This window comes from Oerskovia sp. 140933 (assembly GCF_059651515.1).
Map to the genome: position 1 here is coordinate 1 of NZ_JAMXIO010000037.1, position 24,309 is coordinate 24,309.

A 24,309-nucleotide genomic window follows, 5' to 3' on the forward strand; every position below is an offset into this window, starting at 1 on the left:
CGGGGCGGGACGGACCACGACCCCTGGTCGACCGGCCACGACCTCCTGCTCGGCGCCGGCGGTCGTAGGCTTCCCGGGTGACCTCCGCCGAAGACCTCGCCGCCTCAGCCCTCGACTCGATCCGGTCCTGGGAACCGTTGAGCCCCGCGCAGGGTGCGCTGCGCGAGGAGTACGTGGCGTTCGTCGAGGAGGGCCGGGGCGACGTGATCTTCCGCGGCGGCCCGGAGCACCTCACGGGGAGCTGCTTCGTGCTGACCCCGGACCTGCTGCACGTGCTGCTGTGCTTCCACCGCAAGGGCCAGTTCTGGGTCCAGGTCGGTGGGCACGTCGAGCCGGGCGACCGGAGCCTCGCGGCGGGGGCGTTCCGTGAGGCCCGCGAGGAGAGCGGGATCGAGACGCTCGAGCCCTTCCAGCCCGACGGTGCCCCCGTGGACCTCCACCGCCACGCGCTGTCCTCGCGCTTTGGTACGTGCCTGGTCCACTGGGACGTGGGGTACGTCGCGTTCGCGGACCTCGACGCCCTGCCCGTGGTCAGCGACGAGAGCGAGGCCGTCGCGTGGTTCCGTGTCGACCGGCTCCCGCCCGACACGCCCGAGGACTTCCCCGTGCGGCTCCGCACGGTCCTCGAGGAGATGACCCACCGCCGTCGGGCCTCCGTCTGACGAGGCCCCCCGCACCCATGTGTACGCTTGTACACATGACCTTTCCCGACCCCACCGACCAGCGCCCCATGCGCGAGCGCATGCTCGCCGGCGACCTCTACCTCGCCGACGACCCGCAGATCGCCGCCGACTCCGAGCGCGCCATGGCACTCAGCCACCGCCTGAACACCCTGGACCCGAACGACGGCGCTGCCCGTCGCGAGGTGCTGACCGAGCTGCTCGGCGCGTTCGGCGAGGGCAGCGACATCCGCCCCCCGTTCCGCTGCGACCTGGGCTACCGGACGTCGATCGGCGCACGCGTGTTCGTCAACTTCAACCTCGTGTGCCTCGACGTCGCGCCCGTCACGATCGGCGACGACGTGCTGATCGGCCCCAACGTCCAGCTCCTCACCCCCACGCACCCCGTCGAGCCCGGCCCGCGCCGCGACAAGTGGGAGGCCGCGCAGCCCATCACGATCGGTGACAACGTGTGGCTCGGCGGCGGCGTGACCGTGTGCCCGGGGGTCACGATCGGCGAGAACACGGTCGTGGGCGCGGGCTCCGTCGTGACGCGCGACCTGCCCGCGAACGTCGTCGCGGTGGGCAACCCGGCCCGCGTGCTGCGCCACATCGACGAATGACCGGCGTGCGCCGCGTCGACCCCGACCGCAAGGACCGGATCGTCGACGCGGCCCTCGACGTCATCGCCGAGCACGGTGTCGCGGGAGCCACGCACCGGGCGATCGCGGCCGCGGCAGACGTCCCGCTCGGGTCCATGACGTACCACTTCGAGAACCTCGACGAGGTGCTGCGGCTCGCGTTCGAACGGCACGCGGTCCAGTCCGCGGCGCGCTTCGAGGCGGCCATGGACGCCGTGTCCGAGGGCGGAGACCCCGTCGAGGCGATCGTCGCGCTCGTGTGCGACGAGGCGGGCAACTACCAGCGGGACCTGCTGGTCGCGCTCGAGCTCTACGTGCTCGCTGCCCGCAAGCCCGCCTTCCGCACGGTCACGCAGCGGTGGATGGCTGCGAGCAGCGCAGCCCTGCGCCGGCACGTCGACGCGGAGGTCGCGCCCGACGTCGACGCGCTCATCGAGGGGCTGGTGCTGCACGCGGCGCTCTCGACAGGTTCCGACGGCCGACCCCTCGACCGCCCGCTCGACCCCGGCCGTGTGCGCCGCGCGGTGCGGCGCCAGGTGGGCTGAGGCCCCGCGCGTCCGGCAGCGAGCGGGTGCCGGCGGACGGGGACCTCAGCCCAGCAGGATCACGTGCAGCGTGCGGGGCCCGTGCACGCCCTCGACGCGCGAGAGCTCGATGTCGCTCGTCGCGCTCGGCCCCGAGATCCACGTCTGGGGCCGGGTGGGGTGCGCGGCGAGGATCGTCACGGCCTCGGGCAGCGTGTGCACGACGTCCTCGGTCCGCACGACGCACACGTGCAGGTCGGGGACCAGGGTGATCGCGCGGCGCCCCTGGTCGTCCTCGCCGTCCAGGACGATCGTCCCGGTGTCCGCGACGGCCAGCCGCGACGCGGTCAGGACGGCGTCGACGCGGTCGAGCTCGGCCGCGGTCCGACGGTCCTCGCGCGAGTCGTGCACGACGGCGGTCCCGTCCGCGAGCCCGCTCGTCCAGGTCGCGGGGACCCCAGGGGGCACGACGACGGAGCGCGCGCCCGCGAGCAGCTCGCCCACGGTGCGCGCCAGGTCCTCGGTGGTCGCGGCCCGGTGCACGAGCGCCCGGTAGTCGACCAGCCGGTCGACGAGGACCTCGATCGCCTCGGCGGACCCGGGGGAGTGCTCGCCCGTGGTCCGGTACCCGCGCGAGACGGGGGCCTGCTCGGCCACGGCGTCACCGAGGTGCGCGCCGTCGTTGATGACGGCCGCGCGCACGCGGGCCAGGATGTCGTCGCGCGCGCTCATCGGGCGTCTCCGGTGGTCTCGGGGTCGGACGCGGTGTGCTCGTCGGCCCACCACTCGCGGAAGCTCTGCTTCGGCAGCACGGGCAGGTCGCGGGCGTCGGTCCACCTCGAGCCGGGGAACGGCAACGACGTGATGCGCCCCGTGCTGCCCCCCAGCACACGGGTCACGCCGCCGGCCTTCTCGGCGAGCTCGAACCGGCCGGGCTTGGCCATGACGAACGACGCGGCCTTCATGGCGGCGCCCCAGGCCGTGGGACGGCCCCGGTCCTGGTCGACGTCGCGTGCCCGCAGGTGCACGAGCAGCGTCGGGATGTCGATCTTCACGGGGCACACGTCGTAGCACGCACCGCACAGCGTCGAGGCGTACGGCAGCGAGTTGTTGGGGTCCGACCTCCCGGTCGACCCCGTGAGCTGGGGCGTGAGGATCGCGCCGATGGGTCCCGGGTAGACGGACCCGTACGCGTGCCCGCCCACGCGCTCGTAGACCGGGCACACGTTGAGGCAGGCGGAGCACCGGATGCAGTGCAGGGCCGCGCGGCCCACGTCGTCGGCCAGGGCCTTGCTGCGCCCGTTGTCGAGCAGGACGAGGTGGAACTCCTGCGGCCCGTCGCCCGGCGTGACGCCCGTCCACAGGGACGTGTACGGGTTCATCCGCTCGCCGGTCGAGGACCGGGGCAGGAGCGCCATGAAGACCTCGAGGTCCTGGTAGGTGGGGATGAGCTTCTCGATGCCCATGACGGTGATGAGGGTCTCGGGGAGCGTGAGGCACATGCGCCCGTTGCCCTCGGACTCGACGACCGCGAGCGTGCCCGTGTCCGCGACCGCGAAGTTCGCGCCGCTGATCGCGACCTTCGCGGAGAGGAACTTGCGGCGCAGATGAGCGCGCGCCGCCATGGCGAGCTCGCGCGGCGCATCGGTCAGGTCGGGCGGTGCGTCGCCCATGCGCTCGAGGAAGATCTCACGGATCTCCGAGCGGTTGCGGTGGATCGCGGGCACCAGGATGTGGGACGGCATGTCGTCCGCGAGCTGCACGATGAGCTCGGCGAGGTCCGTCTCGAACGCCGCGATGCCCTCCTCGGCGAGGGCCTCGTTGAGGCCGATCTCCTGCGTGACCATCGACTTGACCTTGACGACCTCGGTCTCGCCCGTGGCCTTGACCAGGTCCGTCACGATCCGGTTGGCCTCGGCCGCGTCCCGGGCCCAGTGCACGACGCCGCCGCGCGCGGTCACGTTCCGCTCGAGCTCCTCGAGGAGGTGCGGGAGGTCGCTCATGACGTGCGCCTTGATGGTCGAGCCCGCGTCGCGCAGCTCCTCCCAGTCGGGCACCTCGCCGACGACGGCCGCACGCTTGGCGCGGATGGTCGAGGTCGCGTGGGCCAGGTTGCGTCGCAGCTGCGTGTTCTGCAGGGCCTGCCTGGCGGCCTCGGGGAAGGTCTCGCCCCAGCGCAGCGGGGCGTCGGGGTGGGGCACGTCGGTGGCCCAGCCGGGGCCCGCGGTGGTGCCGGGCGCGCCCGGGTGCGCGCCGCCGTCGGGCAGGGACTTGGCGCCTCGGCGGGTGGGGAAGCCCAGGAAGGTGCTCATCGCGCGGTCTCCGTCTCGTCGTCGGAGCGTGCCGGCTCGAACGTCGGTGCGTCCTGCGTCGAGGCGAGGATCTCCGCGAGGTGCATGGTCCGCACGCCGGTGCGCAGCTTGGAGAGCCCGCCGCCGATGTGCATGAGGCACGAGTAGTCGCCCGCCGTGAGGACCTCGGCGCCGGTCGACCTCACGTTGGTCATCTTGTCGCCGAGCATCGCGGTCGACGTCTCGGAGTTCTTGAGCGCGAACGTCCCGCCGAACCCGCAGCAGCTCTCGGCCCCGGGGAGCTCGACGAGGTCGATCCCCTCGACCGCCCGCAGGAGCCGGAGGGGCTTGTCGCCCACGCGGATCATGCGCAGCGAGTGGCACGTCGGGTGGTAGGTGACGCGGTGCGGGAAGTGCGCGCCGACGTCGGTCAGGCCCAGCACGTCGACGAGCAGCTCGGACAGCTCGTAGGTCTTGGCCGCGAGGGCCTCGGCCGTCGCTCCGAGCCTCTCCTGCCCCGCGCGGCGGCACACCATGGCCTGCTGGTGGCGGATGGACCCGGTGCACGAGCCCGACGGCACGACGATCGCGTCCCACTCGCCGTCGAGCGCGGGGGCGAACGTCTCGACGTGGTTCCTGATGACGGGCACGGCCTCGTCGAAGTAGCCCGTGTTGACGTGCATCTGCCCGCAGCACGTCTGCTGCTCGGGGAAGTACACCTGGTGGCCGAGGCGTTCGAGGAGCCGGACGGTGGCCTGGGGGGCCTGGGGGAACATCGCGTCGGCGATGCAGGTGGCGGCGAGGGCGATGCGCACTGGGGGACTCCAGCCGGGCAGGGGGCGGTGGGATTCAGTCTGGTCCCGGCGGGCGGCGAGTGCCTGTCGGGGCATCGCGCGGGCGGGCCCTGGGTCTGCTCAGCGATGAGCCGACTGTGGTCTGACCACACGGTGTCCGAGTCACTGTAGACCATCGAGCGGCTGTGGTCGGACCACATGGCCACGGTGTGTCAGATCGGGGGCGGCCTCCGGAGCGTCCGCGTGTCCCGCACGGGGAGGGGGAGTGGTCTGACCACACAGGGTCGCGTTGTATCCTGCCGCTCGCCGGCCCGCTGTGGGCTGAGTCGACGAGCCTATCGGCATCGGGCTCGCGCTCTACTCGTTGCTGGAGGTTCACCTCGTCATGCCTGTCCCCGACACGGACACCCCTCGCTCGCGGAGGCTCGTCGTCGGTGCCGTCGCCGCGACCGGAGGGCTTGCGGCGACCGCACCGGTCGCCACTGCGGCCTCCGCCGCCACAACCACAACCACCACCACCGACGACGGGCTCGCGGCGACCGCACAGGTCGCCACGGCTGCCACCCCGGCGTCTCCCGTGGGCGAGTTCCACGCCGCCATGTGCCCTGGCGGCACGTAACACGACCCGAGGTGGTCGGGTCCCGACTACTACACGGACCTCACCCTCGTCTCCGGCGAGGCTCGAGGTGTACAACGCAGGACGGCTCGTCCCGCTCTACGACGCCGACGGGACGGCCGACGCCGCCTCGCACCCACCGCTGTGCGCCGTCCGGTACGACGCCGCGACCGACGGCCCGGTCTCCGAGTGGTCGTTCTGCACCGACGCCCTCCTGAACACGTGCAACAACCTGCTGCCAGGCGGTGTGCTCGCGGAAGGAGACGTCCCGATCCCGTTCCCCACCCTGGCGAGCCCGCAACGTCTGAACGAGCAGCAGCTCGCCGCCGTCGACACGATGATCCGCGACGGGTACACGTCATCCCTGGGTCTCACCGGTCGGGCTGACGGATCGGTGGCGGAGCGGCTCACGCTCCAGTCGATGATCTGGTGCGTCACCGACGGGGTGAACTGCGACCTGTTCGGGCTGGACCACGAGGAGATCGCCGGGCTCGCGAGCATGGGCCGCGAATGGGTCGACGTGACCGTGACCAACCCGACGGTCCGGCCCGGGCAGGAGATCTCGTGGGACCTCAGCACCACTGCCTTCGGGAGCCCCATCACCATCACCTCGGACGTGCCCGTCCGGGTGTGCGAGGAGTCCGCCGGCCACGCGGAGCTCGCGACGGACAGCACCCTCGTCATCCACGACGCCCCCACGTATCCCGCGGAGGTCAGGCTGTGTGCTGATCCCGTCGCTGACGAGGGCGTCGTGATGCTGACGGCGCGGGGCGGCGGGGACGGCACGTCCTACCATCAGAGCGACGTCACGAGCACGCCCCTCGGGCAGGACTGCCAGATCTACGCGACGTGGGGGGTGTCGCCCTTCCAGGACAGCGAGACGATCCGCATCTCCTCGGAGCCGTCGGATCCGCCGACCGACGTGCCGACCGACGTGCCGACCGACACGCCGACCGCAGGCGCACCGGACGACGGGTCGAGCTCGAGCTCGGGCTCGTCGCCGGGCGCCTCGACGTCCGGCACGACGACGTCCGGCACGACGACGGAGAGCACGCCCTCCGCCGCGTCGGCCCCGGCGTCCACCGACCGGGTACTGGACGCGCAGGACTCGGACCGGCTCGCGGCGACGGGAACGGCGCTCGGACCGGTGGTCGGCGTGGCGGCCCTGCTCGTCGTCGGCGGAACGGTCGTCCTGCTCCTGCGTCGCAGGCGTCCTGACGCCGCCTGACGCCCTGTCCGGCTCCCGCGACGCAGGGTGGGACGGGCGTCGTCGGGACGAGCGCGGCCGCTCGGTCCGCTCGTCCCGACGACGCCGCCCGGCACTACGCTGACCCCGTGCGCACCCACGAGATCGTCCTCGCCCGGATCGAGGCGGACCTGACCGCCGGCCGCTGGGGCCTCGGCGAACGCCTCCCGGCCGAGCGCGCGCTCGCCGAGGAGCTCGGCGTCTCGCGCCCGTCGGTCCGTGAGGCGCTGCGGGTCCTGGAGGCCATGGGCATCGTCCGCACCGCGGTCGGTTCCGGGCCCGACGCCGGCGCGACCGTGATCGACCGGCCCGCCGCGGGCCTGGGTGCGGCCGTGCGGCTGCACGTCGCGTCCGGGACGCTCGTGGTCGGCGACGTCGTCGAGACCCGGGTGCTGCTGGAGACCTGGGCGGTCGGACGGGCCGCCACGACCGCCGCCGGGGCCGGGCTCACGGAGGCCGTCGCGCTGCTCGACGCCATGGAGGACCCGGCGCTCGACGCGGCCGGGTTCCGTGAGCTCGACGCCGCGTTCCACGTCGAGCTCGTCCGGCTCGCGGGGAACACGCTGGTCGAGGCCGTCATGACCGGGCTCCGCGGGGCGATCGAGTCCTACGTCGAGGCCGGGACGGACCGGCTCGAGGACTGGCCCCGTACCGCCGTGCGGCTGCGCGCCGAGCACCGGGCGATCCTCGACGCGGTCGCACGCGGCGACGGCCCGGGGGCCGAGGCGGCGGTGCGTGAGCACATCGAGGGCTTCTACCGGGAGGCGGGGCTGTGAGCATCGGCCACCTGGACGTCCTCGCCGCGGCCCAGCGCATCGCGGGCCAGGTGCGCCCCGTCACGCTCGCGCCCCTGGACCCGGGGGCGCTGGGGGCGGCCACGGGGGTGTTCGCGCTCGAGCTCATGCAGCACACCGGCTCGTTCAAGGCGCGGGGGGCCCTCAACTTCGTCGGGGCGCACCTGGAGGCGGGCACGCTGCCCGAGTCCGGGGTCGTGATCGCGTCGGGCGGCAACGCGGGCATGGCGAACGCGTGGGCCGCGCGGGCGCACGGGGTCCGCGCGACCGTGTTCGTGCCCGTGACCGCCCCGGCGGTCAAGGTCGCTCGGCTGCGCACGCTGGGCGCAGAGGTCCACCAGGTCGGTGCCGAGTACGCCGAGGCGCTCGACGCCGCGCAGCGCTTCGCGTCCCGGACGGGGGCCCTGTCCTCGCACGCCTACGACGACCCGTTGATCGCGGCGGGGGCGGGCACGCTCCTGGAGGAGATCGTCGCTGCCCGCCCGGACGTCGGCACGGTCGTGGTGGCGGTGGGCGGCGGCGGGCTGTTCAGCGGCGTGGCGGCAGCGGCGCGCCCGCGTGGGATCCGGGTCGTGGCGGTCGAGCCCGACGGGGCGCAGGCGATGCACGCGGCGCTCGACGCGGGCCGTGTGGTCGACGTGCCCGTCGCGTCGGTCGCGGCCGACTCGCTCGGTGCGCGTCGGACGTCCGAGACGGCGCTGCGCCTCGCGCAGCACGCCGACGTGCGCTCGGTCCTGGTGACCGACGCCGCGATCGTGGCCGCGCGTCGGCACCTGTGGGACGAGCGGCGGCTCGCCGTCGAGCACGGGGCCGCCACGGCGCTCGCGGCCCTCGAGTCGCGCGCCTACGTGCCGGAGCCCGGCGAGAAGGTCGCGATCGTGCTGTGCGGGGCGAACACGGACCCGGCGGACCTCGCACGCTGAGCGGTCGTCGGGGCGGGCGGCCGCCCGCCCCGAGCGCTCGTGACGGCCCGGCGCCCGACGGTGCAGCGCACCGACGAGGGTCGGCGCGGCGGGATCAGGCTGCGCCGCCGGTGGCGGGGAGCGAGTCGTCGGCCCAGGTCTGCGGGGTGCCGATCCGCCACAGCGGTCGGACCGTCGCGATCGCGCCGACGGTTCCGGCGAGCAGCCCGGCGAGCACGACGAGCGCCGTGCCGATCCCGTAGCGCTCGAGCAGACCGGCCCCCACGAGCGGGATCAGCGGCCCCGCGACGAGTCCGGTCAGGCCCATGATCGACGCGAGGCGCCCCTGCATCTCGTGCGGGGTGATCGCTGCGGCGTAGCCGGCCAGGCCGGCGTTGACGGCGGGGACCAGGAGGACGGCGACGGGGAGCGTCGCGACGTAGACCGCGTAGGTCTGCGCGGTGGCCATGACGACCGCGCCGACCGCGAGCAGGGTGAGGGCCGCGACCGTGAGGGTGCCCGCGCGGACGCGCGCCACGAGCTGTGGTGCGAGCACGGCGCCGACGAGGACGCCTGCGCCGACGGAGAGGTCGACGACCCCGATGAGGACGGGGGCGACCCCGGTCCGGACGAGCTCGAGGTTGATCCCGACGAGGAGCCCCCCGAACGCGATGTTGATGACGACGAAGAGTCCCAGGAGGGCCCGGAAGACGGGGACCGACCAGACGAAGCGCAGCCCTTGGCGCAGGGCCTCGACGGGGCGGGTCGCGCGCGCCGCGGCCGTGTCCCTGTTGAGAGGCTCGCGCACGGCCCAGGTGCAGACCGCGGTCGCCGCCGACCCGACCGCGGCCGCGGCGAGCGGGACGGCGTGCCCGATCGCGAAGAGCAGGCCGCCGACCGGCCCGGCGAGCAGGCTCGCGACGGCGTCGCGTCCCTGGGAGGCGGCGAGCGCGGTGGGGAGCTGCGGGGGCGGGACGACGGACCGGAAGGCCCCGCTCGTCGCGGGATCGACGAACGCCCCCACGACCGATGCGCCGAACAGCACGAGGGCGAGGTGCCAGGCGGTGAGGGACCCGAGCGCGGCGGCGACGCCTGCCGTGAGCCAGAGCGCTGCGCCCACGGTGCTCGCCCCGACGACCAGGCGTCGACGGTCGACGCGGTCCGCGACGACCCCGGCCGGGAGCGTCGTGAGCAGTGCGCCGACCTGGCCCACGGCCGCGACGAGACCGGCCTGGAGGACCGACCCGGTCAGCGAGTACGCCACGAGCGGGACCGCGAAGAGGGCGAGGCCGGCGCCGAGCGACTCGGTCGTCAGCCCCGTCATGAGGAGCATGTAGGAGCGGTTGCGGAGCAGGCTCGGCACGGCTGGCACGGCTGGCGCGGTCGGCGCGGCGGACGCCTGTGCCGCCCCGGGCGGCGCGGGCTCGTCGCCCGGAGCGTCGCGGGGCAGGGGTGGCGTGCTCTGGGCGGTCGACATGCGGCACACGCTAATCCCGCAACATCCAATGCGCAATAGTCATTGCGCAATCTGTCGTGCGGATGAGCGTCGCGTTGCTAGCCTCGACCCATGCTCGAGACCTTCCGTGTCCAGGACCCCGCGGCGCTCCGGGCCATCGCCCACCCGACGAGGCAGCGGATCCTCACCGAGCTCGCGGTCCTCGGGCACGCCCGTGCCGCGGACCTGGCACAGGTCATCGGCGAGCCCGCGAACTCCGTCAGCTTCCACCTGCGGGTCCTGGCCAGGGCCGGGATGATCGTCGAGGCGCCCGAGCAGGCGCGCGACCGGCGGGACCGGGTGTGGACCAACGTCGCCGAGAGCTACGTCGTCGACCCCGGGTCTCCCGAGGTCGTCCGCGAGGTGGTGCGCCCCGCGCTCAGGTGGGCCGAGCGGTTGTTCGCGGAGGCGAACAGCGCGGGGGCCCGGCACGAGGACCGGCTGTTCGCCATCAGCGCCCTCGTCCTGACGCCCCAGCAGGCCGCGGAGATGACCCAGGAGGTCACGGAGCTGCTCGAGCGCTGGGCGCACCGCGCGCTCACCGAGGCCCAGGACGACCCCGACCCCGCGCGGCGCGCGTACCAGGCCCTGACGGTGCTCGCGCCCCGCGCGGAGAAGCGCGATCCGGACGACGACCCGCCCGCCGACGAGCAGGGCTAGCCTCCGCGCCGCGACGGCGGCGGGTCGCCCTGGTGTTGCGCCTCGGGGTGTCCCCACCCACGCTGGAGGGACGTCGGTCGGCACACGCCGGGAGGAGGCCAGCGATGAGCGACACCGCGCAGTCCTCGACCCAGGGGGCCGACCAGCCCGAGCTGGTCCTCTCCCAGGGCACCGTCTACGTCATCTTCAGCGCGCTGCTGGCCGCGATGTTCCTGTCCGCGCTGGACCAGTCCGTCGTCGGCACGGCTCTGCCCACGATCGTGGGAGACCTCGGCGCGGCCCAGGACGAGGGCTGGATCATCACGGCCTACCTCCTCGCGATCGCGATCGTGATGCCGATCTACGGCAAGGTCGGCGACCTGCGCGGACGGCGCCTGCCGTTCCTCGTCGCGATCGCGATCTTCGTGGTCGGCTCGACCGGCTCGGCCCTGTCGTCGTCGTTCGTCGAGCTCGTGGTGTGGCGCTCGGTCCAGGGCCTGGGGGCGGGCGGCCTGGTGATCCTGAGCCAGGCGATCATCGCCGACATCGTCTCGGCGCGGGACCGCGGCCGCTACATGGGGCCCATGGGGGCGGTGTTCGGCATCGCGACGGTCGCCGGGCCCCTGCTCGGCGGGTGGTTCACCGAGGGGCCCGGGTGGCGCTGGTGCTTCTGGCTCAACGTGCCGATCGGGTTGGTCGCGCTCGCGATCGCGTACTTCAAGCTCCGGCTCCCGTCGCGCACCCCCAGCACGCGGTTCGACGTCGGCGGCGCCGTCCTGATGGCCGTCACGACCGCGGGCATCGTGCTCCTCACGAGCTGGCGGACGATCTCGAGCGACCGGACGTACGACTGGAGCAGCCCGGGCCTCCTCGGTCTGGTGGCCGTCACGGTGCTCGCGCTGGTCGCGTTCCTCGTCGTCGAGACCCGGGTCGCCGATCCCCTCATCCCGCTGCACCTGTTCAGGAGCCCCACGTTCTCGGTGTCGGTGTCGATCGCCCTGGTGCTGGGCATGACGATGTTCGCCGCGTTGTCGTTCCTGCCGACGTTCCTGCAGATGGCGCAGGGGTACAGCGCCACGGAGGCGGGGCTGCTGATGCTGCCCATGACGATCGGGCTCATGATCACGGCGATCGGCTCGGGCCTGCTGATCGCCCGCACGGGTCGGTACAAGATCTACCCGATCCTCGGGATGGGGATCGCGACGGTCGGGCTGGTCCTGCTGACGCAGCTCACGGCCGACATGTCCATGGTGACGTTCGGCGCCATGATCTTCGTGCTCGGGTTCGGCCTCGGGCTGGTCATGCAGACCATCGTGATCGCGGTCCAGAACTCGGTCGCCCCGGAGCTGGTCGGTGTGGCGACCTCGACCAACAACTTCCTGCGGGAGATCGGTGCGGCGGTCGGCACCAGCCTGTTCTCGACCGTGTTCACCACGAACCTCACGTCCAGGCTGTCCGAGGCGACCAAGGGGATCCCGCCGAGCGACGTCCCCGAGGGCTTCGGTGCGAACTCCCTCACGCCGGAAGCGGTCAAGGACCTGCCCGCGCAGCTGCACGACCTCGTCGTCACGGCCTACACCGAGGCGCTCGCCCCCGCGTTCTGGTACCTGGTGCCGCTGGGCGTGCTGGGCTTCGTCATCGCGTTCTTCATGAGGGAGGTCAAGCTCTCCGACCAGGCCGGCCTCGTCGCGCGGGGAGCCGCGGTCGCGAGGTGAGCCCGGCCTCGTGACGGGCCTCGCCGGTCACCCGGAGGCCTGGCCGCCCGGTGTCCCGGACGCCCGACGCCGGAGCGCACCCGGGAGGCCCGGGTGCGCTCCGGCGTCGGGCACCTCTCAGTGGGGGTAGCGGTTCACCCCCGGGAAGGCCCCCGCGTTCGGGGGGAGGGCGGCGATCGCGGCCACCTGCGCCGCGGGGGTCTGCATGGCCCAGTTCGCCCACCCCGGGATGTACGAGTTGCCGGCCACGACGGCGCCGGCGGGGGTGAAGTGGATGTGGCCCACGACGCAGAGCGTCATGCCGCCGAACGGCACGAACGTGTACGCGTAGCGGGTCACGCCAGCGGCCGCCGTCGTGACGTACACGGGGGCCGCGAAGTTCGCGGCGTGGACCAGGTTGGTCGCGTCGGCGTTCGTGAACGGGACGGGAAAGCCGTTGACGCACTTGATGGGATCCCAGGGCATGGTTCTCTCCTTCGGTCGGGTCGATCGGGTGGTCGGGACGGGGTGGTTCGTGCTGAGGTGCGGACGTGCGTGGTCAGCCGACCGCGCCGGTGCCGCGCTCGACCGCGCGCGTGGCGCCCGGCCACACCCCGTAGAGGTCGATGACGATCTGGCCGTTCGGGAACTGCCCCACGGGCGACGGCCAGTTGAACCGGTGCTTCTCGTCGTCGAACATCCCCTTGAAGGCCAGGTCGAGCTGGAGGCCCGTCGCGTTCACCGGGATGGGGTTCATCGCGGTCGCCCTCCCGCCGGAGACGGACGCGCTCGACGAGTGCTGGACGCCGTCGACCGTGAAGGTGGCCGTGGCGTCGACGATGTACGTCCCGCTGTGCGAGTCGTCGAGCAGGATCGAGATCCCCGAGAGGTTGTTGACCCACCCCAGCACCGGGGTCTGCCCCACGAACGACGCGAACTGGTACGCGACGGGCATCAGGGTGGTCGCGACGACGTTCGGGTCCGCCGGCCACAGGTGCTGCTCGAACGAGCTGCTGGACTTCGTCTGCGCGTAGGATCCCTTCGCGTCGCCGCCCGCGTTGCCCGCCATGGCGTTGGTGGCGCCGACCGACCCCGTGATCGAGAACGACGAGTTCGAGGACTGGGCTCCCAGGTTGAGCCCGCTCACGGCCATGAGGGCCTGCGTGATGATGCCGAACCCCTGCGTGATCTGCCCGTTCTGGTACATCCCCGCGCTCTTGGCCTGCGCGACGAGCCAGTCGCGGTGCGAGTCGATCTGGCTCAGGGGCGACGCGAGGTAGGACTGGTTGGCGAGCAGGAACGTCGAGCTCAGCGAGCCCTCGTGCCCGAACTTCCAGGTCAGCTCGAGACCGGCGTCGACCTTGGTCCCGGTGTCGGGGTCGACGACCGAGCCGTTGAGGTTGACGGCCGCGGAGGACGTCGAGACGTCCGACGACTGGACCTTCCACTCGTTGGACGGCGACGTCGTGGTCGCGACGTCCGCGTCCGGGAGCGTCGAGACGTACTGGAAGGCGCCGGTCGTCGGGGTGACGATGCCGACGGCCCCCGCCGCGACGTGCGCGTCCAGGCTCCAGTTGCCCCAGTAGGACGGTTGGGTGTTGCGCAGCATCTGGGTGAATCCCAGGTTCCAGTTGGTGCTCATCAGGTCCTCCATCGCATCGCAGGACGGCGCCGGGCGGCGCCGAGAACCTCCTCATCGGAGCAGGGCCGGCGCACCGGGCGGCACGGTCCGGCGTCGCCCGCACGCCGCGTGCGGCAGGCGTCGCCGCACGCTCGAGGGTCTGCGACGACGGGGCGCGTCGCCGCACCGCACGGCGGTGTCCCGGGCGCGCACGGGTGCTCGCCGCGGGCCGGGTCGCCATCCGTCGCGCCGCCGCGGGGGCCCGTGCGGAACGGTGCGGACGTGCCGGCCCGCCGCGTCGGACCGGCCGGCGACCCCGTCCGTGCGTCGTCCTGGCGCACCGCGGCGGACGGGCCCGGTGGGTCGGTCGAGCGGCCGGCGAGGCCCCGCACCGACGGCCGTGCGGGGCGCGGCGGGCGCGGGAGCCCCCGGGCCGTGACACACCCGCACGGCCGGATTCAGAGAGAATGTCCCCCGTGCGCGCCCTACCATGCGTCTATGAGTCCTGAGCCCGCTCGCGACCATGCTGTCCCCCCGAAGATCGGGGCCGAGTGAGTCCGGCGGACTCCCAGCGCGTGCGGCGCGAGCTGCGGGTGATCGGACCGTTCCAGGTGCGCGTGGACGGGCAGGTGCGCCCCATGCCGCACAGCGCGGAGCGGGTGCTCGCCGTCGTGGCGCTCGTGGGTCCGCTCGCCCGGTCGCGGGCCGCCGCCCTGCTGTGGCCCGACGCGAACCCGTCGCGCGCCGGTGCCAACCTCCGCGCTGCGCTGTCCCGCCTGGGCGACGTCGCCGAGGGGTTCGTCCACGTGTCCGGCGAGGTGCTCGCGCTCGCGGAGGAGGCGTCGCTCGACCTCGAGGCCGCGTTCGCGTGGATCAACGCGACCATCTACGACGACGTCCTGCCGGTGGCGGGCGCACCGCCCGCGTGGATCGGCCGGACCCTGCTCCCCGGGTGGGAGGATGGGTGGCTCACGGGCCCCAACGAGCGGTTGCAGATGCTCGAGGCGCAGGCGCTCGAGAGCGCCGCGGAGCGGCTCCTCGCCGCGGGGCACCCGGACGGGGCGCTGCCCTACGCCCTGTCCGCGGTCGAGGTGCAGCCGTGGTCGGAGAGCGCCAACCGGCTCACGATCGAGATCCACGCCCGCCGGGGCGACCCGAGCAACGCCCTGCGGCACTACCGCCGCTTCCGCCACGCGCTCGGGCAGGAGCTCGGCGTCGAGCCCGGCCCCGACATCCGGGCGGCGATCCGGCAGCTCTACCCGTTCGGCAACCCGCTGGTCGACCCGGTCGACCCCGTCGACCCGCAGGCGGCGCGCAGCTGACCCGCCTGCTCCGGGGCGCCCGGACGCCCGACGGCGGAGCGCACCCGGGGGCCGGGGGGCCGCTCCGCCGTCGGGCAGGGGGAGCGGGCGGCTACTGGCCGAAGATCTCGTCTTCCAGCAGGACCACGCCCTCGAGACGGTTGCGCACCGACGTGACGCGCCAACGGTCCGGGAAGAGGGCCAGGTACTCGCCGTCCTCGCGCTGCAGGACCTCGACACCGGGCTGCTCGTTGAGCTTCGCGACCCAGTCCTTCGTGGTGCGCAGCGCCATGGAGTAGCCCAGGCGGTCGAGCGTCACGGGGGCGTTGAACTCGGTCGCCATGCGGTGCTCGGCGACCTCGAACTGCATGGGGCCCACGACGGCCAGGACCGGCGCCTGGTCGCCACGCAGGTCCGAGCGCAGGACCTGGACGACACCCTCCGCGCCGAGCTGCATGACGCCGCGCTGGAACTGCTTGTAGCGCGAGACGTCCTTGGCGCGCATGACCGCGAAGTGCTCGGGCGCGAACGTCGGCAGCGGCGGGAACTCGACCTTCTTGTCCAGGTAGAGCGTGTCGCCCACGCGAAGGCCCGCAGCGTTGACGAGGCCCACGACGTCGCCCGGGTACGCGGTGTCGACGATCGTGCGCTCGCGGCCGAACACCTGCTGCGCGTACTTCGTCGCGAACGGCTTGCCCGTGCGTGCCGAGCTCACGACCATGCCGCGCTCGAACACGCCCGAGCAGATGCGCGCGAACGCGAGCCGGTCGCGGTGCGCGGTGTCCATCCCGGCCTGCATCTTGAACACGAACGCGCTGAAGGGCGCCTCGACGGGGCGCGTGTCGCCCGTGACGGTCTCGCGCGGCGACGGCGAGGGGGCGATGTCCACCAGGACGTCGAGCAGGGCGTGGACGCCGAAGTTCTGCACGGCGGACCCGAACAGCACGGGCGTCGTCTGCCCGGCCAGGAACGACTCCTGGTCGTGGTCGCCGTTGGTGTCGGCGAGCAGCTCGGCCTCCTCGGTCGCGGTCGTCCACGCGTCCCCCTCGCGTGCCAGGGCCGCGTCGGGGTCCATGACCTCCTCGGGGGCGATCGTGGTGCCGCCCGCCGTGCGCGTGTAGTGCACGTACTGCCCCGTGCGGCGGTCCAGGACGCCCCGGAAGTCGCCGCCGACGCCCACGGGCCACGTGAGCGGGGTGGGGACCAGGCCCGTGCGCTCCTGGATCTCGTCCATGAGCTCGAGCGCGTCCTTGCCCGGGCGGTCCCACTTGTTGATGACCGTGATGAGGGGGATGCCGCGGTGCTTGCAGACCGCGAAGAGCTTCATGGTCTGGACCTCGAGGCCCTTGGCCGCGTCGACCAGCATCACGGCGGCGTCGACCGCGGACAGCACGCGGTACGTGTCCTCGGAGAAGTCGGCGTGCCCCGGGGTGTCGACCAGGTTGATCATGGCGTCGCGGTAGGTGAACTGCAGGGCGGCGGACGTGATCGAGATCCCGCGGTCCTGCTCCATGTCCATCCAGTCGGACACCGTGCGCTTGCCCGCCTTGCCGTCGGCGCGGCCCGCCTCGCGGATCGCGTTCGCGTGCAGGGCGAGCGCCTCGGTGAGCGTCGACTTCCCGGCGTCCGGGTGGCTGATGACGGCGAACGAGCGGCGGCGCGACGCCTCCGCGAGGACGGTCGCCTGCTCCTTCGCCGCGCTGCCCGGCGTGCCGGACGCGCCCGCCGGCGAGGCGGGGGCGGTGGTGCTGGAGGTCGTGGTGGGCTGGTCCGCTGAGGGCACTGGAACGTCCTGTGGCTTCCTGCAGTTTCCTGCACGATCGAGGTCAAGGGGGCGGGGCGCATCCGCGCGGGACGCAGCACCCAGCTCTCCATTCTCCCGCGAGATCGAGGCGACGATGACCACTCACCCGGGTGCCGGGTCTCCCCGGCTCAGCCGGATCTCCTCGAGGTCGAGCCGCGCCTGCACCTGCCGCAGGACCGTGTCGTCGATCGCGCGCTGGTCGCGCAGGCGCACGACCGTCTCGCGCTTGCGGGCCAGGAGAGCGAGGCGCAGCTCGATGTACTCGTCGTCGAGACGCAGCACCGCGGGGTCGTCGCCCTCTGCGCCCTCGGCGCTCCGGGCCCGCAGCAGCGTGAGGTGCTCCTCGTACTCCCCGCGCAACCGGTCGACCACGGACGGGTCGGTCCCGAGCGTCGCGGCCACGTCGGGGAGCGCGTCGAGCGCCTCCTGGGCGGCCGTCTCGTCGGCGAGGCGACGCTCGGAGGCGAGGCCGTCGTCGTCGGGCAGGCGCGCCCACCGGATGGTGGGGGCCAGCAGCAGGCCCTGGACCACGAGCGTCGTCGCGACCACGCCGCTCGTGATGAACACGATGAGGTCGCGGTCGGGGAAGGGTGCGCCCGAGCTCAGCGTGGTGGGCACGGCGAGCGCAGCGGCCAGCGACACCGCGCCCCGGAAGCCCGCGACCGTGCTCACCGCGCGGGCCCGGTTCGTGACGCGCCGCGCACGCTGGGAGGGACGGCGGTCCACCAAGCGGATCGTGTACGCCGAGACCACGAGGAACACGAACCGCACCGCGAGGATGACCCCGCACACGACCACGACCCCCACGACCGCCGTCACCAGGTCCTCGGAGACCAGGTTGCGGACCGCGGACTGCGCCTCGAGGCCCACGAGCACGAACAGGGACGCGTTGATGAGGTACGTCGAGACGGACCAGAACGCGACGGTCTGCTGCCGCGTGGCCGCGCGTCCGATGCGCGGCCCGACCTGGCTCATGACGAGCCCGCACACGACCACGGCGAGCACCCCGGACGCCTCGATCAGCTCGGCGAGCAGGTACGCCGTGAACGGGATGAGCAGGACGACGACGTTGCCCAGCAGCGGGTCGTCGATGCGGCGCCTGGCCTGGACGGCGAGCCACGCGACGAGCAGACCCACCACGATCCCGCCGCCGTACGCGAGCACGAACAGCCACGTCACGTGTCCCGCGCCGAGGGTCTCCTCGCCCACGGTCACGCCCACCGCGACGCCGTAGAGCACGAGCGCGGTGCCGTCGTTGACGAGGCTCTCGGCCCGCAGGACCGTGACCGTGCGCCGGGGCAGGGCGCGCGCGAGGACCCCGACGGCGGTCGCGTCCGTCGGGGCCACCGCCGCACCCAGGACCCACGCGGGCCCCCACGGCAGGCCCAGGGCGTGGGCGGCGGTCGCGACGGCCGCCGCGGTCACGACGACGAGGAGGGTGCTCGTCAGGACGATCCCGCGCAGCGCCGCGCGGATCTCCCGCAGCGAGATGGTGATGGCCTCCCAGTAGAGGAGCACCGGGAGGAACACGAGCAGCATGAGCTCGGGCGGCAGGTGCACCTGACGCAGCGCGGGCACGAACCCGAGCACGATCCCCGCGACGAGCAGCAGGATCGGGGGCGCGACGCGGGCGCGGCGCGCGAGGACCCCGCACACGACGATGACCGTTCCGAGGACTACGACGAGCTCGAGACCGATCACGGCTTCCTCCTCGCGGTCACCGCCCGCCGCAGGAGCGCATGGCACCGATCATCCGGCACCGTGCGGGTCCGCGCACGCGTCAGCGCTCGACGATGGTCGTCACGACGTCCGTCACGGTCGGCCGTCGCGGCACCGAGCCGAACCCGAACCGGACGGGCGGGTCGACGTCGCGCAGGTCTCCCAGCGGGTCGCCCGCCCACGAGGCCCGTGCGGCCGTGATCCGGTGCACGTCCGTCGCGCCGTAGTGCTCGACGCGTCCCGGCCCCGCGCTCCCGCGCGTCCGGACCCCGCGGAGCAGGACCCTGGCGACGGGGTCCGTGAGGACGGTGGCGTGCCGGGAGGTGGCGACCGGCCGGGGCAGCCCGCGCAGCAGGCGGCCGAGCGCCGTACGGCGCCCCACGTCGACCCACGCCTCGAGCGGCCCGGCGACCACGTGCCACCCGTCGGACACGGCGACCGGGCACACGTCGACCCGGTCGAACCGGTAGGTCGCCGCGACGAGGTCCGCGACGTGGTGCGACGGGGCGAGGAGGACGCGCTCGCCGTCGGGCCGCTCGACCATGACGTCGGCGAACGACCCGAACGGGGACGCGTCCCACCTGCCGACGACCACACGCGTCCCGGACGCGGTGCCCCACCCGGCGATGCGACCGTGGAACCGCAGGACGCTCGACACCCGGGCAGCCTAGATCGTCGGGGAGAACCCGGTCGAGAAGAACGCCGCGACGACCGCCGCGCAGGTCACGACCGCGTACGTCGCGAACAGCAGGCGCTCGGCACCGGGCCGGCTCGCCCATGCCTGGCGTCGCGCGACGAGCAGCAGGGCCAGCCCCAGCGCGACCACACCCGCCGACGCCAGCGCCGCGCCCACCCGGACGCCCTGCGCCGGGCAGGGAGGAGTCGCGACGACGGAGCCGCCCGCCCCACCCCCTGCCGCTGCACACACGACCTCGAGCGTCGCGCTCCAGGCCAGCGCCACGCACGCCGCGGCGGCCAGCAGCACCGCGCGCCGGACCGGGTGGACCGAGGCAGGAGCGCGTCGTGCCTCGGGGGCCGTGGAGCTCTCGTCGTCGAGCATCGCAGCAGTCTGCCAAGCCCCGCCGGATCCCGCCAGACCCGCACCGGTTTCTCCCAGGCCCTGGTCCGGGGCGAAGATCTACCCGTGCACCGCAGCCACCCCGACACCGACGTCCCCGCCCCCGCCGACCCCGGCGCGACCCCGACCACGGGCCGCACGGGCCACAACGCCTGGAGGCTGTACAGGACGGCGACCCCGTCCCCCGCCCACGACGCCCCGCAGCCCCCGCCCGTCCTGCTCCTGCACGGCGTGACCGACTCGGGGGAGTGCTGGCCCCGCACGGTCCGCCACCTCGTGCGCTCGCGCGACGTCCTCGCGCTCGACGCCCGGGGTCACGGCGGCTCCGACGTGCCCGACGAGCCGTTCACGCTCGCGGCGCTCGCGGACGACGCGGCCCGCACGGTGCGGGAGGTCTTCGGGCGCCCGGTGGTCGTCGTCGGGCACTCGATGGGCGGCCTCACCGCGCAGGAGCTCGCGCTGCGGCACCCGGACCTGGTCCTGGGCCTGGTCCTCGAGGACCCGGCGTGGGGCGTCCTCGACGCCGAGCACGACGAGGGCGGGCGCCCCGTGTTCCTCGCGCCGGGCATCGACGCGGCCCGCGGGCGCCCGACGGCGGAGCTCGCCGCCGAGTTCCGCGCCCGCTACCCGCAGTGGTCGCCCGAGGAGTCGGAGCCGTGGGCGCGCGCGCAGCAGGCGGTCTCGCCCCGGCTCCTGGAGGTCCCGCACGAGTGGACCGCACGGGACTGGCCGGTCGCGTTCGACGGGGCGGCGCCCGTCGTGGTCGTCGCGGGCGAGGAGGCGCACGGCTCCCTGGTCTCCGACGACGGCGCACGCCGCGCGGCCGACGTCCTGGCGGGCGCGGTCTGGGTCGTGCGGGTCGCGGGAGCCGGGCACAACGTGCGCCGCGACGACCCCGTGACGTTCCTCGGGCTGGTCGACGGGCTGCTCGCCGAGGTCGAGGCGCGCTGACCGGCCGGCGGTCGGCGGGCGACCGGAGGGCGAGCGCCGTGACCGCACGGCGCCCGTCCTCCGGCCCTCTCGCCTAGGCGAGGACGAGCTTCTCGCCGTCCGCCGCGTGGTCGGCCAGCGCGACGCTGCGGACCGCCGGGTCGTCGTAGGTGTTCCAGTAGTACGTCGTCGTCCTGGACGAGAAGAGACCGGTGTAGATCGTGATCTCGAACTCGCCGGATCCCATCGCGGCGCAGCCGTCGACCATCGCGACCTGCTGCAGCGTGTGGAACGCCCGGCTGACGTTCTCCTCCTCGGTCCCCTTGGGCGGGTAGTGGGCGTTGACGTAGGCGGCGCGGACGAACCGGGAGGGCGAGTAGTAGTCCCCGGGGATCCCGCGCATGTGCGAACCCGAGCCGAACGGCGTGAGGTGCGCCTTGCCCAGCACGGTCTCCTGAGGGAACTCGGGGGAGGCGTTGAGGTAGTTGCGCAGGTTCTCGTGGTGCCAGGCGAACCCGGGCTGGTTCGTCAGGACGTCGACGTCGTCGTCGAAGACGTGCAGGCCGTCGCTCGTGTGCTCCACGACGATCGCCCGGTCCGCGTCGGCGATGACCCAGTGCAGCAACGAGCTCGGGTACTTGTCGTTGATCGGCTTGTCGACGATCACGACGTCCTTGAGCGCGGCCTCCACCTCGTCCACGCTCGCGAACTGCGAGCACACCCACAGCGGGAACTCGTACGCGGCGACGTTGACCGCGCCGTCCACGGGACCCGGGGCGTACGCCGCGTACCCGGGGAAGTTGAGCCCGGCGACGGCCAGGCCCGCGTCGTTGCCCGCGTCGAAGTAGAGCGGCGTGTCCTCCTCCACGATGCCCATGCCGATCGTCGCGTGCTCGATGCTGCGCACCGCGCCGAACGGTGACCGCGGCGCATAGCCCGTGGGGGTGATCACCACCTGCTCCCCGTACCCGCTCGTCCAGTCGAGGTTCCGTGCGAGGTAGACGTTGCCCTGACCGTCCGAAAACCGGATTCCCGTGCACATAGCGCTGCTCCCGTCGTCGATGCAAGTTCGCGGCGGACGCGGCTCGTCGCACCGCCGCGTCGTGCCCCCGTCCTTCCCATCGTGGTGCTTGGGAGCCGATCGCGCTCAGCGGGGCTCACGCGCACCCGTCGGGGACGTCGAGACAGGCGACTTGGTCGATCCGCCCACCCGGGGGAATGATCGACCCATGCTCACCCTCACCGGAGCCGCCGGCTCGCGCATCGTCGGGATCGGCCACCACCAGCCCGAGCGGACGCTCACCAACGACGACATCGCGCAGCTGGTCGACACGAACGACGAGTGGATCCGGTCCCGGACGGGGATCGTGACGCGCCACGTCGCGGCCGAGGACGAGACCGTGGCCGACATGGCGACCGCCGCGGCACGCCACGCCCTGCAGGACGCCGGCGTCGCGCCGAGCGAGGTCGACATGGTCATCGTCGCGACGGCCACGGCGCGCGACCGCTCGCCCAACACCGCGGGCCGCGTGGCGTACAACCTGCGCACGGGCGTCATGCCCGGCCAGTCCACGCCGGAGGAGGAGGACGCGCCGGACCTGCGCGGCGTCGTCGGGCCCGTGATCCTGGACGTCAACGTCGCCTGCTCGGGGTTCGCGCACGCCCTGGCGCTCGCGGACCAGGCCATCCGGACGGGCTCCGCGACGACGGCCCTGGTCATCGGCGCCGAGAAGCTCACCGACTTCACCGACTGGACCGACCGCGTGACGTGCATCCTCACGGCCGACGGCGCGGGGGCGTTCGTGGTGCAGGGCACCGACACCCCGGGGGTCGGGCCGGTCGCATGGGGATCCGAGCCCGAGCTCACCCCGGCCGTGCTCATCGAGGCGCCGGACGAGAAGTTCGTGCAGGACGGTCGGGCCGTGTTCCGCTGGGCCATCACGCGCGCGGCGGACCGGGCGCGCGCCGCGGTCGAGAGGTCGGGCCTGACGCTCGACGACATCGAGGTGCTCGTCGCGCACCAGGCCAACCTGCGCATCATCGAGCCGCTCGCCAAGGCGCTGGGCCTCGAGGACAAGGTCGTCGTCACCGACATCACCGAGTCCGGCAACACCTCGGCCGCGAGCATCCCCCTGGGCCTGTCCAAGTGGTGGCACGCGGGCAAGATCCCCGCCGGGGTCCCCGCGCTGCTCATCGGGTTCGGCGGCGGCTTCGCCTGGGCCGGGCAGGTCGTGCAGACGCCCACGCGCTGAGGTCGTCCGCGCCCTCGCCGGCGCATCCGGGGACGGCCGCGCGCCGCCGTGCCACGCTGGGCGCATGGCTCGTGAGGAACGCGTCCGCCTGCGCCGCGAGGCGTGGGGGTTCGTCCTGGGCTCGGCGTGCTTCCTGGTCGGCGCGGTGCCGTTCTACGCGCAGGCCGTGGGACCCGTCGTCGTCGGTGTGACGTTCTGCGGGGGCTCGGTCCTCTTCACGCTCGCGGCGGCGGTCCAGCTCAGCCTGAGCGGACGCCGCGTTCCCCGCCGGGGAACCAGCCCGGCCGACCGCTGGGACTGGTGGGCCGCGGCGGTCCAGCTCGCCGGGACCCTCTTCTTCAACGTCAGCACGGCGGCCGCGCTGGGCGCGGCGATCGCCGACCCTGCGGGACTGGGCGCGGGCTGGCGGCCCGACGCGTACGGGTCGGTCGCGTTCCTCGTCTCGAGCGCGTTCGCGGTGCTCGCGACGAGGGACCGCGGTCACCTGTGGGACAGGGACGCGCGGACGTGGCACGGGACCTGGCTCAACCTCGTGGGGTCGGTCGCGTTCGCCGCGTCGGCCGTGGGGGCGTACGTGGTGCCGGAGACGGGCTCGCTCGTGAGCGCGTTCTGGGCGAACCTCGGCACGCTGGTGGGGGCGGCGTGCTTCCTGGTCGCGGCGCTGCTGTCGCGGCGGACGATCGGCGAGGAGGCGCCCGCGGCGTCGTGACCCGGCTATCGCGCGGGGCGTGGGCGGGCTCGTGCCGAGGACGTGGCGTCCATGCCCTGCACGACGACGGCGCACCGGTCCTCGTCGTGGGCGGCCCCGTCGGCGGCGCGGTCGAGCAGGCGTCGCAGCGTCGCGCGGTCGGCGGCGTCGAGCCCGCCGAGCAGGTCCTCCTCGGCTGCGGCGACGCGGGCGTCGAGGTCAGCGAGGACCTCGCGTCCCTTGGCGGTCGCGACGATGCGTCGGGCCCGGCGGTCGGTGGGGTCGGCCTGGCGCTCGACGAGGTCGCACTCGACGTACTTGTCGATCAGGTACGTCATGACGGTCCGGTCGATGCCGAGGCGCGCGGCGAGCGCGGCCTGGCTGGGCGGGGTGTCGTGCACGACGGCGGAGAGCACCTGGTAGCAGCGCGTCCCGTCGGGCAGGTCCTCGGCGAGCGCATCGACGCGCGCGCTCCAGCCGCGCAGGAGCGCGGCCAGGGGCCAGCCGAGAGGGGAGCGGGTGGCATCGGGTGTCGCGAGAGTCACGGGACAAGGATACACCGGAATGGTCTGCCATCGAGATGAGTTGCTGGTGATATCGTCTGTCATTCAGACGATCTTG

At 73.6% G+C, this 24,309-nt stretch carries 24 protein-coding genes; 12 read left to right on the forward strand and 12 right to left on the reverse strand.

Features of this window, described 5'->3' with window-relative positions:
- Positions 1-77: 77 nt before the first annotated feature.
- The 3 genes from NHG27_RS16085 to NHG27_RS16095 are packed head-to-tail and all read left to right on the forward strand — an operon-like array spanning position 78 to position 1,845.
- Positions 78-662, forward strand: a complete 585-nt coding sequence (locus tag NHG27_RS16085; RefSeq protein ID WP_497016964.1) for an NUDIX hydrolase — start codon at positions 78-80, stop codon at positions 660-662.
- Positions 663-697: 35 nt separating this feature from the next.
- The gene (locus tag NHG27_RS16090) at positions 698-1,282 is read left to right on the forward strand and encodes a sugar O-acetyltransferase (RefSeq protein WP_497016965.1); all 585 of its coding nucleotides are present in this window, start codon (positions 698-700) and stop codon (positions 1,280-1,282) included.
- Complete coding sequence (locus tag NHG27_RS16095; protein WP_497016966.1) at positions 1,279-1,845, forward strand: TetR/AcrR family transcriptional regulator; 567 nt, start codon at positions 1,279-1,281, stop codon at positions 1,843-1,845. The genes NHG27_RS16090 and NHG27_RS16095 overlap by 4 nt, the downstream gene beginning before the upstream one ends.
- A gap of 45 nt (positions 1,846-1,890) precedes the next feature.
- On the opposite strand, the gene NHG27_RS16100 is transcribed toward NHG27_RS16095, so the two are convergent.
- Genes NHG27_RS16100 through NHG27_RS16110 form a run of 3 tightly spaced genes read right to left on the reverse strand, consistent with a single transcriptional unit; the run spans position 1,891 to position 4,930 of the window.
- Positions 1,891-2,556, reverse strand: coding sequence for a LutC/YkgG family protein (locus NHG27_RS16100; RefSeq protein WP_497016967.1), 666 nt, complete (start codon positions 2,554-2,556; stop codon positions 1,891-1,893).
- Positions 2,553-4,136 (reverse strand): LutB/LldF family L-lactate oxidation iron-sulfur protein, encoded by a 1,584-nt coding sequence (locus tag NHG27_RS16105; protein ID WP_497016968.1) that lies wholly within the window; start codon positions 4,134-4,136, stop codon positions 2,553-2,555. Before NHG27_RS16105 ends, NHG27_RS16100 begins: the two co-directional genes overlap by 4 nt.
- Complete coding sequence (locus NHG27_RS16110) at positions 4,133-4,930, reverse strand: (Fe-S)-binding protein (protein WP_497016969.1); 798 nt, start codon at positions 4,928-4,930, stop codon at positions 4,133-4,135. Before NHG27_RS16110 ends, NHG27_RS16105 begins: the two co-directional genes overlap by 4 nt.
- A gap of 665 nt (positions 4,931-5,595) precedes the next feature.
- On the opposite strand from NHG27_RS16110, the gene NHG27_RS16115 reads away from it, so the two are divergent.
- The 3 genes from NHG27_RS16115 (at position 5,596) to NHG27_RS16125 (ending at position 8,488) form a co-directional block, all read left to right on the forward strand.
- Positions 5,596-6,753: a hypothetical protein gene (locus tag NHG27_RS16115; protein WP_497016970.1), complete on the forward strand. Its 1,158-nt coding sequence runs from the start codon at positions 5,596-5,598 to the stop codon at positions 6,751-6,753.
- Between the two features lie 107 nt (positions 6,754-6,860).
- Positions 6,861-7,547, forward strand: a complete 687-nt coding sequence (locus NHG27_RS16120; protein WP_193718143.1) for a FadR/GntR family transcriptional regulator — start codon at positions 6,861-6,863, stop codon at positions 7,545-7,547.
- Positions 7,544-8,488, forward strand: coding sequence for a threonine/serine dehydratase (locus NHG27_RS16125; protein WP_497016971.1), 945 nt, complete (start codon positions 7,544-7,546; stop codon positions 8,486-8,488). The genes NHG27_RS16120 and NHG27_RS16125 overlap by 4 nt, the downstream gene beginning before the upstream one ends.
- A gap of 94 nt (positions 8,489-8,582) precedes the next feature.
- Here NHG27_RS16125 and NHG27_RS16130 read toward each other — a convergent pair whose 3' ends face one another.
- A complete protein-coding gene (locus NHG27_RS16130) occupies positions 8,583-9,944 on the reverse strand; it encodes an MFS transporter (protein WP_497016972.1) in 1,362 nt (453 codons plus the stop codon).
- A gap of 90 nt (positions 9,945-10,034) precedes the next feature.
- Here NHG27_RS16130 and NHG27_RS16135 point away from each other — a divergent pair, with 90 nt between their 5' ends.
- Positions 10,035-10,622, forward strand: a complete 588-nt coding sequence (locus NHG27_RS16135) for a helix-turn-helix domain-containing protein (protein WP_497016973.1) — start codon at positions 10,035-10,037, stop codon at positions 10,620-10,622.
- Between the two features lie 104 nt (positions 10,623-10,726).
- Positions 10,727-12,316: an MDR family MFS transporter gene (locus NHG27_RS16140; RefSeq protein WP_497016974.1), complete on the forward strand. Its 1,590-nt coding sequence runs from the start codon at positions 10,727-10,729 to the stop codon at positions 12,314-12,316.
- 117 nt (positions 12,317-12,433) lie between these two features.
- Here the strand turns inward: NHG27_RS16140 and NHG27_RS16145 are convergent, their stop codons facing one another.
- On the reverse strand, positions 12,434-12,781 hold the full coding sequence (locus tag NHG27_RS16145) for a hypothetical protein (RefSeq protein WP_193718147.1): 348 nt from the start codon (positions 12,779-12,781) through the stop codon (positions 12,434-12,436).
- Positions 12,782-12,854: 73 nt separating this feature from the next.
- The gene (locus NHG27_RS16150; RefSeq protein WP_497016975.1) at positions 12,855-13,937 is read right to left on the reverse strand and encodes a hypothetical protein; all 1,083 of its coding nucleotides are present in this window, start codon (positions 13,935-13,937) and stop codon (positions 12,855-12,857) included.
- Between the two features lie 530 nt (positions 13,938-14,467).
- Between NHG27_RS16150 and NHG27_RS16155 the strand changes: the two genes are divergently transcribed.
- Positions 14,468-15,238, forward strand: a complete 771-nt coding sequence (locus tag NHG27_RS16155; RefSeq protein ID WP_497016976.1) for an AfsR/SARP family transcriptional regulator — start codon at positions 14,468-14,470, stop codon at positions 15,236-15,238.
- Positions 15,239-15,329: 91 nt separating this feature from the next.
- Here NHG27_RS16155 and NHG27_RS16160 read toward each other — a convergent pair whose 3' ends face one another.
- The 4 genes from NHG27_RS16160 to NHG27_RS16175 all read right to left on the reverse strand — a co-directional run bounded on the left by NHG27_RS16160 (position 15,330) and on the right by NHG27_RS16175 (position 19,800).
- Complete coding sequence (locus NHG27_RS16160) at positions 15,330-17,000, reverse strand: peptide chain release factor 3 (RefSeq protein ID WP_497016977.1); 1,671 nt, start codon at positions 16,998-17,000, stop codon at positions 15,330-15,332.
- A gap of 123 nt (positions 17,001-17,123) precedes the next feature.
- Positions 17,124-18,722 carry a Na+/H+ antiporter gene (locus tag NHG27_RS16165; RefSeq protein ID WP_497016978.1) on the reverse strand — a complete coding sequence of 533 codons (1,599 nt, stop codon included), beginning with the start codon at positions 18,720-18,722 and terminating at the stop codon, positions 17,124-17,126.
- A gap of 79 nt (positions 18,723-18,801) precedes the next feature.
- Entirely contained in the window at positions 18,802-19,398 is a 597-nt protein-coding gene (locus NHG27_RS16170; RefSeq protein ID WP_497016979.1) for a hypothetical protein, read from the reverse strand.
- Between the two features lie 9 nt (positions 19,399-19,407).
- The gene (locus NHG27_RS16175) at positions 19,408-19,800 is read right to left on the reverse strand and encodes a hypothetical protein (protein WP_193718153.1); all 393 of its coding nucleotides are present in this window, start codon (positions 19,798-19,800) and stop codon (positions 19,408-19,410) included.
- 84 nt (positions 19,801-19,884) lie between these two features.
- Here NHG27_RS16175 and NHG27_RS16180 point away from each other — a divergent pair, with 84 nt between their 5' ends.
- Positions 19,885-20,769 (forward strand): alpha/beta fold hydrolase, encoded by an 885-nt coding sequence (locus tag NHG27_RS16180; protein ID WP_497016980.1) that lies wholly within the window; start codon positions 19,885-19,887, stop codon positions 20,767-20,769.
- A 73-nt stretch (positions 20,770-20,842) separates the two neighbouring features.
- On the opposite strand, the gene bsh is transcribed toward NHG27_RS16180, so the two are convergent.
- The gene (gene bsh / locus NHG27_RS16185) at positions 20,843-21,790 is read right to left on the reverse strand and encodes a choloylglycine hydrolase (RefSeq protein WP_497016981.1); all 948 of its coding nucleotides are present in this window, start codon (positions 21,788-21,790) and stop codon (positions 20,843-20,845) included.
- A 187-nt stretch (positions 21,791-21,977) separates the two neighbouring features.
- Between bsh and NHG27_RS16190 the strand changes: the two genes are divergently transcribed.
- Together NHG27_RS16190 and NHG27_RS16195 are read left to right on the forward strand one after the other, a co-directional pair.
- Complete coding sequence (locus tag NHG27_RS16190) at positions 21,978-23,000, forward strand: beta-ketoacyl-ACP synthase III (protein ID WP_193718156.1); 1,023 nt, start codon at positions 21,978-21,980, stop codon at positions 22,998-23,000.
- 64 nt (positions 23,001-23,064) lie between these two features.
- Positions 23,065-23,709, forward strand: coding sequence for a hypothetical protein (locus NHG27_RS16195; RefSeq protein ID WP_497016982.1), 645 nt, complete (start codon positions 23,065-23,067; stop codon positions 23,707-23,709).
- A gap of 5 nt (positions 23,710-23,714) precedes the next feature.
- Here NHG27_RS16195 and NHG27_RS16200 read toward each other — a convergent pair whose 3' ends face one another.
- Positions 23,715-24,233: a MarR family winged helix-turn-helix transcriptional regulator gene (locus NHG27_RS16200; protein ID WP_321575184.1), complete on the reverse strand. Its 519-nt coding sequence runs from the start codon at positions 24,231-24,233 to the stop codon at positions 23,715-23,717.
- Between the last annotated feature and the right edge of the window lie 76 nt (positions 24,234-24,309).

Excerpts from the sequence above, each read along its gene's own strand:
- NHG27_RS16135 (WP_497016973.1), top strand. The coding sequence starts at position 10,035 with ATGCTCGAGACCTTCCGTGTCCAGGACCCCGCGGCGCTCCGGGCCATC.
- NHG27_RS16105 (WP_497016968.1), bottom strand. The coding sequence starts at position 4,136 with ATGAGCACCTTCCTGGGCTTCCCCACCCGCCGAGGCGCCAAGTCCCTG.
- NHG27_RS16100 (WP_497016967.1), bottom strand. The coding sequence starts at position 2,556 with ATGAGCGCGCGCGACGACATCCTGGCCCGCGTGCGCGCGGCCGTCATC.
- NHG27_RS16090 (WP_497016965.1), top strand. The coding sequence starts at position 698 with ATGACCTTTCCCGACCCCACCGACCAGCGCCCCATGCGCGAGCGCATG.
- NHG27_RS16095 (WP_497016966.1), top strand. The coding sequence starts at position 1,279 with ATGACCGGCGTGCGCCGCGTCGACCCCGACCGCAAGGACCGGATCGTC.
- NHG27_RS16130 (WP_497016972.1), bottom strand. The coding sequence starts at position 9,944 with ATGTCGACCGCCCAGAGCACGCCACCCCTGCCCCGCGACGCTCCGGGC.
- NHG27_RS16145 (WP_193718147.1), bottom strand. The coding sequence starts at position 12,781 with ATGCCCTGGGATCCCATCAAGTGCGTCAACGGCTTTCCCGTCCCGTTC.
- NHG27_RS16140 (WP_497016974.1), top strand. The coding sequence starts at position 10,727 with ATGAGCGACACCGCGCAGTCCTCGACCCAGGGGGCCGACCAGCCCGAG.
- NHG27_RS16190 (WP_193718156.1), top strand. The coding sequence starts at position 21,978 with ATGCTCACCCTCACCGGAGCCGCCGGCTCGCGCATCGTCGGGATCGGC.
- bsh (WP_497016981.1), bottom strand. The coding sequence starts at position 21,790 with ATGTGCACGGGAATCCGGTTTTCGGACGGTCAGGGCAACGTCTACCTC.
- NHG27_RS16150 (WP_497016975.1), bottom strand. The coding sequence starts at position 13,937 with ATGAGCACCAACTGGAACCTGGGATTCACCCAGATGCTGCGCAACACC.
- NHG27_RS16195 (WP_497016982.1), top strand. The coding sequence starts at position 23,065 with ATGGCTCGTGAGGAACGCGTCCGCCTGCGCCGCGAGGCGTGGGGGTTC.
- NHG27_RS16175 (WP_193718153.1), bottom strand. The coding sequence starts at position 19,800 with ATGCTCGACGACGAGAGCTCCACGGCCCCCGAGGCACGACGCGCTCCT.